Origin of the sequence: Bordetella petrii (assembly GCF_020991325.1) — a bacterium.
GTDB classification, from domain to species: Bacteria; Pseudomonadota; Gammaproteobacteria; order Burkholderiales; family Burkholderiaceae_B; genus Bordetella_A; species Bordetella_A petrii_E.
Genome location: NZ_JAJMLX010000225.1, coordinates 1 through 7,672, shown reverse-complemented (window position 1 = coordinate 7,672; position 7,672 = coordinate 1). Strand labels below are relative to the sequence as shown.

The 7,672-nt window shown below is 64.7% G+C and carries 10 protein-coding genes; 8 read left to right on the top strand and 2 right to left on the bottom strand.

Features of this window, described 5'->3' with window-relative positions:
• Together LPZ50_RS18850 and LPZ50_RS18845 are read left to right on the top strand one after the other, a co-directional pair.
• A partial coding sequence (locus tag LPZ50_RS18850) for an MFS transporter (RefSeq protein ID WP_230663608.1) occupies positions 1–853 on the top strand: 853 nt, incomplete at its 5' end.
• 13 nt (positions 854–866) lie between these two features.
• A complete protein-coding gene (locus tag LPZ50_RS18845; protein WP_230663605.1) occupies positions 867–1,751 on the top strand; it encodes a DMT family transporter in 885 nt (294 codons plus the stop codon).
• Between the two features lie 82 nt (positions 1,752–1,833).
• On the opposite strand, the gene LPZ50_RS18840 is transcribed toward LPZ50_RS18845, so the two are convergent.
• Entirely contained in the window at positions 1,834–2,562 is a 729-nt protein-coding gene (locus LPZ50_RS18840) for a carbonic anhydrase family protein (RefSeq protein WP_230663603.1), read from the bottom strand.
• A 334-nt stretch (positions 2,563–2,896) separates the two neighbouring features.
• On the opposite strand from LPZ50_RS18840, the gene LPZ50_RS18835 reads away from it, so the two are divergent.
• The 6 genes from LPZ50_RS18835 to LPZ50_RS18810 all read left to right on the top strand — a co-directional run bounded on the left by LPZ50_RS18835 (position 2,897) and on the right by LPZ50_RS18810 (position 6,729).
• Positions 2,897–3,124, top strand: coding sequence for a DUF1049 domain-containing protein (locus LPZ50_RS18835; RefSeq protein WP_230663601.1), 228 nt, complete (start codon positions 2,897–2,899; stop codon positions 3,122–3,124).
• A gap of 183 nt (positions 3,125–3,307) precedes the next feature.
• On the top strand, positions 3,308–4,495 hold the full coding sequence (locus LPZ50_RS18830) for a hypothetical protein (protein WP_230663599.1): 1,188 nt from the start codon (positions 3,308–3,310) through the stop codon (positions 4,493–4,495).
• The gene (locus LPZ50_RS18825; protein WP_230663597.1) at positions 4,492–4,992 is read left to right on the top strand and encodes a hypothetical protein; all 501 of its coding nucleotides are present in this window, start codon (positions 4,492–4,494) and stop codon (positions 4,990–4,992) included. Before LPZ50_RS18830 ends, LPZ50_RS18825 begins: the two co-directional genes overlap by 4 nt.
• A gap of 198 nt (positions 4,993–5,190) precedes the next feature.
• Entirely contained in the window at positions 5,191–5,652 is a 462-nt protein-coding gene (locus LPZ50_RS18820; RefSeq protein ID WP_230663595.1) for a hypothetical protein, read from the top strand.
• A gap of 79 nt (positions 5,653–5,731) precedes the next feature.
• Positions 5,732–6,088, top strand: coding sequence for a hypothetical protein (locus LPZ50_RS18815; RefSeq protein ID WP_230663593.1), 357 nt, complete (start codon positions 5,732–5,734; stop codon positions 6,086–6,088).
• An 80-nt stretch (positions 6,089–6,168) separates the two neighbouring features.
• The gene (locus LPZ50_RS18810) at positions 6,169–6,729 is read left to right on the top strand and encodes a hypothetical protein (RefSeq protein ID WP_230663591.1); all 561 of its coding nucleotides are present in this window, start codon (positions 6,169–6,171) and stop codon (positions 6,727–6,729) included.
• Between the two features lie 62 nt (positions 6,730–6,791).
• Here LPZ50_RS18810 and LPZ50_RS18805 read toward each other — a convergent pair.
• A partial coding sequence (locus tag LPZ50_RS18805) for a phospholipase D-like domain-containing protein (protein ID WP_230663589.1) occupies positions 6,792–7,672 on the bottom strand: 881 nt, incomplete at its 5' end.

The following is a 7,672-nucleotide window of genomic DNA, read 5'->3' as shown; positions in this document are numbered from 1 at the left end:
CGGCTTTCGCAAGGTGAACGCGGCCGAGCGCGCGCAACTGCGCCACCAGAATGCCCACGAGGTGCTGAAGCAGCTGGTCATTGCCGTCAGCGCGCCGCTGGCCGCCATGGAACTGGCCTTCGCCCCTGGCGCGCATTCCCACCCCCTGCTGGCCCTGGCGCTGGCACTGGCGGGCGTGGCATCCATTGCCCTGCTGGTACCCTACGAACGCCGCGTGGCGTCGCCCATATTCCCGTTGCGCGTCATCGCCCAGCGCGAATCGCAATTGCTGAACCTTTCCGGGCTGGCGGTGGGCGCGGTCATGTTCATCCTGATCTTCTATAGCCCGCTGCTGCTGCAAACCGAAATGGGCTACACCCCCAGCCAGGCGGGCTTGCTGCTGACGCCGCTGGTGGCCGCCATTCCCGTGGGCAGCATCGTCAACGGGTATCTGTTCCCCAAGCAAACCGAGCCCCAGCGCCTGATGGTGTTCGGCGGCTGCCTGCTGGCGATCGGGTCGCTGATGGTGCTGGCTTTCGGGCCCGCCACCTCCACGCTCTGGATCCTGGCGGCCTTCTTCGTCAATGGCTGCGCCCTGGGTTTTTTGCTGCCCAACCTGACCCTGTTCATGCAGATGCTGAGCGAACGGCGCGACGTGGGCGTGGCGTCGGCGCTGGTGCAAACCACGCGCGCCATCGGCAGCGCGGTCGGCACGGCGCTGGTGGGCATTGCCATCGCGCGCAGTTCGGTACTTGACGGCGTGCGCATGGGGCTGGTGTTCTGCGCGGTGCTGGCCCTGGGCTGCGCCTATCTGGCGCACCGCGTCAAAATGAAGAATGTGCTGACTCGCGCGGCCGGCGCCCGCAAACCCTGACCGGAAACCCTTCATGCGCCGTCGCGACTTGCTGGATTTGCTGCTGCTGGCCGCTGTGTGGGGCGGATCGTTCCTGTTCATGCGCATGGCGGTGCCGGAATTCGGCCCCGGCCCGCTGATGGAACTGCGTGTCGGGCTGGCCGCGCTGACGCTGCTGCCGCTGGCGGCCATGCGCGGCAAACTGCCGCTGATCGCGCGGCACTGGAAGGCCATCCTGGTGGTGGGCGCGTTGAATTCCGCGGTGCCTTTCCTGCTGTATGCCTATGCGGCGCAGTCGCTGGGAGCGGGCTTCATGTCGGTGGCCAACGCGGTCACCCCGGTATGGGGTGCCGTGGTCGGCTGGCTGTGGCTGAAAGACCGCCTGCCCTGGATGCGCGCGCTGGGCCTGGCCATTGCCCTGCTGGGCATCGTGGTGCTGGTGTGGGACAAGCTGGACTTCACCGCCGGCGGCGACGGCCCCGCGGTGCTGGCCGCCGTGTCGGCCCCCCTGTTCTACGGCATAGCCGCCAACTGGACCAAGCGTTTTCTCAGCGGGGTAGACGCGCTGTCGAATGCCACGGGCAGCATGATCGCCGCCTCGCTGGTGCTGGCGCCGCTGGCCATTGCCACCTGGCCGACCCAGCCCGTGTCGTGGCAGGCCTGGGCCGCCACCATCGCGCTGGCCCTGGTATGCACCGGCGCGGCCTACATCATGTTCTTCCGGCTGATCGCCAGCGTGGGGCCCACGGCTGCCGTCAGCGTCACCTTCCTGGTGCCGGTGTTCGGGGTACTGTGGGGCGTCTGGTTCCTGAACGAAGCGCTGACCCCTCAGATCCTGTCGGGTGCGGCGGTAATTCTGGTGGGCACGGCCCTGGCCCTGGGGCTGGTGCGCTGGCCGGGAACACACACGCGGGGATGATGCTCAAAAGACGCCCCCGTTGACGAGGGGGCTGGCTGCCACCGGGAGCCAGCTCCCCGACGCCAATTCCATCAGGAAGGGGCTACAAGAAGGTCACCATGCCGTTGCTCAGGTCGTACATCGACCCGGCGATCTTGATCTTGTCCTGTTTCTCCAGGTCGGCCAGTATCGGGCTGCCTTTGCGGATGGCATCGACGGTGCGTTGCACATTGGCGGCCGCGACGGCGTCGACGAAGGCCGGGTTCTTGCCGCTGCGTTCGCCGGAAAACCGGGTGGCATCCACCGCCGGCCTGATGACCTTGAGCAGGCCGGTCAGGTTGCCCAATTCCACGCCGTCGATAGCGCCGGCCACCGCGCCGCACGCGGTGTGTCCCATCACCAGCACCACTTTGGCGCCCGCCGCCGCGCAGGCGAATTCCATGCTGCCCAATAGATCGGGATTCGCGATATTGCCCGCGATACGGCCGTTGAAGGTGTCACCGATGCCCGTATCCAGAATGATTTCAGCGGGCGCGCGGGAATCGATACAACTCAGGATCACCGCGGCCGGATATTGCCCCGCCGCACTGGATCGTTTCTGGGCCAGGTAATCGTGAGCCTGTCCTTTGCCCGCCCGAAAGCGCGCGTTGCCCTGTTTCAACATGTCGATGACCTGATCCGGAGTCATCGCATTGCGCTGCGCCTGTGTCAGCGAAGCCGCTTCGGCTTCAAACGGCACGGCGGCCATGGCCGCCATCGCGACGGTCGTTCCCGCGCCGATGCCCGCTTTCAGCCAGGCGCGCTGGTGCTGGTCCTGGAGGTACCCTGCCATGCAACAATGCTTGATCGCTTCCATGAGGTGTCCCCTATATGCAGCCCACGCAATCCAGGTCGCACGCCGCGGCTTGTTGTTTTCATGGGCCGGCCATATTCCGCTGGGATATATGGCGGAATTATTTTGGTCCCAATACCTGGGCCAGACAACAAGTTTCAATGCGCGGGAAAGGCGGGATCGAACCGGCGGCGCAGGCCCGGCCTGGCACATTTGAATGGCAACTAGCGGAACGCGTATTTCTTGTCTTCCGCACCGATGAATGGCATAGTTTTCGCGCGGTCAGCCGCGCCGATCCGACGCGATCCAGCCATTGAATACGAAGGGGTGCCAGATGAGAATCCTGTATATCGTATTAATCGTGCTTTTCACGGCAATCGTACTTTCCTTCAAGATCCAGAATCTGAATTCGGTCACCTTGTCGCTGTGGTCGGCGTCGGTCACCCTGCCGGTGTCCGTCATGCTTATCGGTGTGTATATCCTGGGCATGTTCACGGGCGGCTTCTTGTTCAGCCTGCTGCGCACCGCCGTGCGCGGCGCGGCCGGGCGGCCCGCCGCATGAACGTGCGGCCGACCTGCCACGCAATGTCAATTTGAAACAAAAGCGACAAAACCTGTAGTTTCCTGATGCCGTCCGGCAAAGGTTGTTAGGATTCCGCTGCCCCGGCGTGGAGTTCGTCGGCCCGCCGTAGTGGGCGCGCAAGGGGTGCGCCGTACCGGTTTCCCCCGCACAACGACATGCCCCATGGACATCAGATCCCTAGAAAGGTCCGGAGAAGTCGCTGCCTTGCGCGGCGGCGGTGAACTCTTGCTGATAGGCCCCTGGACGGTATTCCAGGGCGTCGCGCCTGCGCTGGTCATCCGCGACCCGGCCCGCCTGCGCACGGTGCTTTATCCGCACCTGCGCGACGATACCTCGCTGGCCAAGCTGGCGGCCCTGTACCGCCGGCTGATCTGCACCGGATCGGTCGCGGGCCACTATTCGCCACAGCAAACCGCCGAGCAGATGATGGCGCTGATGCAGGTGGGCCAGATCGCCGCCGTGGCGCTGCCCGACACCTCGGGCAACGATGGCAACGGCAACATACAGCCGGCCATGCTGACCGGCGCGCCGGTGGGGCCGGTAACGCAGTGGTCGCTGGCCGACCGTTTCAGCTATGTGCTGGGCCAGTCTCCCAACTACATGCCCGAGGCCCTGGGCACGGAGCTGCGCAACACGCTCAATGAAAGAACCCTGGCCATGGTGGTGGGCGTGCTGGTGGTGTGGGCCGGTTCGCATGCCGTGGGCGTGGGCTTTGTGGCCGACGCGGCCCTGCTGGCCATTGGCTTTACGCTGGCTGGCTGGGCCATTTTCGACGGCATTAAGTACCTGATACGGTTTTTCAACCTGACCATGAGCGCGTCCAGCGTGCGCGAGCTGGATCAGGCCGCCGAGCAGTTCGCCGGCGGCGTCATCGCCATAGGCGTGGGGGCGCTGATTGCGCTGCTGACGCGCGGCGCGAACCGGCTGGCGCCGCGGCCGGTGGGGCGGTCGATGCCGCGGCCGTCGGCGGAAACGCCGCACACGCCGCGGCAAGTGGCCGACTCGGCCACTACCACGGCCGCCCGCGCGCAGCAGCAACTACGCTTCGGCGAAAACGGGCGCAAACTGGATTTCCTGTTCAACCGGAATATCAACCAGAGCAACGTCTACAACGCGCAGCGGGCGGCGGGCAACGCCAGCCGCATCGGCATCGCCGACACCGCCGCCAACCGGGCGGAAGTGATCAGCCGGTTCAACCAGGCGTATAACGATCCTTCGTCGATCATCGGCGCCGGGCGCATTCCAGGTAGTAACATCCGTCAATTCTTTCTGCCGGGCACGACAGGCACCGGTTCGACCATCGAGTTTGTCGAGCAGGCAGGCAACGTCATTACCATCATCGCCAAATGAGCCACACTTCCACCGCCTCCGCACGCTGGGTGCCGTGCGACTCGCGTTCCGACATGCAGGCGCGCACCGCCGGCCTGGCGGTCATCGGCACGCTGGAAACCGCCGATGCCAACGAGTGGGGATACCTGCAATGGGACGACGGCCGGTGCCTGCACGTGCGCTATGCAAATATCGGGCTGGCGCCGCAAACCGCCCTCAGCAACGACGACATCGTGGTCGGCATCAACGAATGCGTGGCAGCCTATCGCCGCGCCGACGGCGCGCGGCATTTCATTTACCGGATGCCGTTTGTCTTCCATGAATTCCTGCGCACCGGCGACCCACTGATCGCACGCGATGAACTGGGCTTCGTGGGCCTGGCACCGGACGGCACCGAGAAATGGTCGTTCTTCACTACCGGCCCGATCGCCCGCTGCGAACTGACACCCACCCACATCACCGGGGAAACGGTCGAGAGCGAGACGTTCTCGTTCCCCCTGCCGGCCGAGACATCCTGATTGCAGGCGGCCAGCCGCCGGAGCCAGGCACGGCAAACCATCGAATTGCTTGGCAGGCGCTCGATGCTCAATGCCGCCAGCGGGCGGGACCTGTGCGTCCTGGAAACGCGCGACGCTGTTAACCTGTTGCCGCACGAAGCACCGCAGGACAGTTGGACGCTCGTGCTCCCGTGAGCGCTGCACCGCAAGAGCCCCATCGTGACCTGTCCCAAGCCACAGTGGCATCCCGACATCATCCCCAGCAAAGCCTGGACGGTTGCCCAACTGCAGAAATGCCTGCGCGGGCAACCCTACACGCTGTTCAAGCACGGCACATGCGTAGTCTGGCCACCCGGCGTTTCGCTGACCAAGGAACAAAGCCGGCAGGCATTGCAGGCCGTCGTGCAGGGCTCCCCTGATTTCAAGGTGAGAAAGCATGCGGAAGGCGACCTGCTGGTTACTTTCCGGGGTGGCGTCGGCGCCATCGTGTCCGGAAAACTTCTACAGGACAATTTCCCCATTCTGAAGGCAGAGGCCATGAGCAAAGGGTTTCTGCCCGGTGAGGCACTGCGGCTTCAGGAAGATGGACAGGCCGACGACATGGATATCATCGCCGGCCTGTACGCAAGGGCTCGGCTATATCGGGATGCGGGAGACCCGGTGATTGTCGATACGGCTTAGACTATGCATCGGCGCCGTGGAACGACTGGCAACGGGCCGTTCGGCAAACCCTGGCGACAGAAGAGCAGGTATTCGAACCATGCAGACCGACGAATTCATCGCGCGTGTGACGCAGATCGAACCGTTGAAGGCGGTCAATGAGCATGCCATCCGCACGTGGGGCGCAGATCTCAAGAACTTGCTTTGCGGCTACCTGGGCCAAGGTATCGTGGACCACTACGACGGCTTCACCCCGCAGCAGAAAGCGTATTTGTGCGACACGATCGAAGCCGGCATGGACAAGGGCGATGAATCGCTCAAGACCGCCATCGCCACCGGTTTGCTGGAAGCGCTGCACCAGCGGGCCATGCGGTTGCACCGATGGGAAGAGATAAAACCCCTGCTCGGCCCGCACGCGATGAATTACCTGCATGCCTGGATCAACAGCCCGTACTGAAGCCAGACTGAAGGGGCAAGATGGAACGGAAAACGTAAGGAGCGCTCGCCATGGTGCAGTATCCCGACAGGACACAGGCCGTGGCAAATGGACTCTACCCCGAAGCCGTGCAACGCGTGAAGCAGGCGTGCATCGATTTCCTGGCCGGAACGGCAAGCATCGAACATACCCAGGCGACGTTGCATGCGGCCGAACAAACCATCGTGGCGCTCGACGAAAAGTGGCTACGCGCGCTGCTTTTCGAGGCCGAGAACAAACTGGAAGAGATCCGGTTCACGGTGCCCGACGAGCAACAAGCGGCACAGGCGCGGGCGGCGCTGGCCAAAGTGCTGCAGGCCCTGCCTGCGCCGCCCATGGATGTGCGGGAACTCATGGCCGCATCCCGGGCAATCGCCCGGCACAACGTCACCGACAACGTGCTTGCGGTGGCCGTCGCCTGGGATGAAACCGCATCCCAGGTCACTGTGGCTTATTACGTCGACGGACCACCCCGCGACGACGAGAGAGAATTGTGCGAATTGACGCTGGCCGAACTGCTGGCTCAATTTCCGGCCATACGCCAGGCCCGGACGCAATGTGTCGATGCCGGCAATAAGGGCGCGGCATTGCGCAGCCTGCCCGGCCTGGCCTATTTGCGTTGATGCCCGGCCGATTCAACTGAACGGCCATGGCATGATCGGCGTGCCGCACCGGCCGCGCGGATTCAATATTCGCCCGAGCGCCCCGTCAGCGCCACGCCGATGCGCAGCAGGGTATACGACGCGGCATCCACACAGCGCCGTAGCCAGCCGCGCCGCTGGTAATCCAGGGGCCGCACAAAGCGGCCGCCCGCGGCGATGGCGTCTTCCAGGCGATGCAGAAGGTCCCACGCGAAAGGCTGGCTGTCGACCACCACGTTGGCTTCGCGCGCCAGCAGCAGGCTGAAGGGATCCAGGTTGGAGGAACCCACGGTGGCCATGTTGTCGATGACGGCCACCTTGGCGTGCAGGTAGCCGGGCATGTATTCGTAGATCTCGATGCCGCCGCGCAGCAGTTGGTCGTACAGCGAACGGGTGGCGTAGTACTGCATGCGGTATTCGATCTTGCCCTGCAGCAGCAGCCGCACGCGCACGCCGCGCGCCGCGGCCCGCAGCAGGGCCTTGCGGAACTTGCGGCCCGGGAAGAAGTACGCATTGGCGATCAGGATATCGCGCCGCGCATGCTGGATGCCGTACAGGTAGGCGTTTTCGAAGGTCTGCCGGAACCGCAGGTTGTCGCGCAGCACCAGCGCCGCGCGCAGCTGGCCCCGCGTTTGCGCGGACGGTTGCGGAGGACGCAGCAGACGCAGGCGCGGCCATTCGCGCGGGTGGCGGCGCAGGCGGGCCCAGTTCAGGCGCACCCACAGCAGATCCTGGGCATGCACCGCATAGGCCACCAGGGGGCCACGCACCCGCACCGCGAAATCGAAGCGCGGACCCGGAATATTGTCGGCCGGGTCCAGGTCGTCAAAGTCGTCGACGACGTTGATGCCGCATGTGCGCGGCTTCACGCGCATATACCAGAATGAAGTGACGCAGGCGCACCTGGGCTGCGATTTCGCCAGCC

Coding starts and splice junctions, on each gene's coding strand:
- LPZ50_RS18845 (WP_230663605.1), top strand. CDS start 867: ATGCGCCGTCGCGACTTGCTGGATTTGCTGCTGCTGGCCGCTGTGTGG.
- LPZ50_RS18840 (WP_230663603.1), bottom strand. CDS start 2,562: ATGGCAGGGTACCTCCAGGACCAGCACCAGCGCGCCTGGCTGAAAGCG.
- LPZ50_RS18835 (WP_230663601.1), top strand. CDS start 2,897: ATGAGAATCCTGTATATCGTATTAATCGTGCTTTTCACGGCAATCGTA.
- LPZ50_RS18830 (WP_230663599.1), top strand. CDS start 3,308: ATGGACATCAGATCCCTAGAAAGGTCCGGAGAAGTCGCTGCCTTGCGC.
- LPZ50_RS18825 (WP_230663597.1), top strand. CDS start 4,492: ATGAGCCACACTTCCACCGCCTCCGCACGCTGGGTGCCGTGCGACTCG.
- LPZ50_RS18815 (WP_230663593.1), top strand. CDS start 5,732: ATGCAGACCGACGAATTCATCGCGCGTGTGACGCAGATCGAACCGTTG.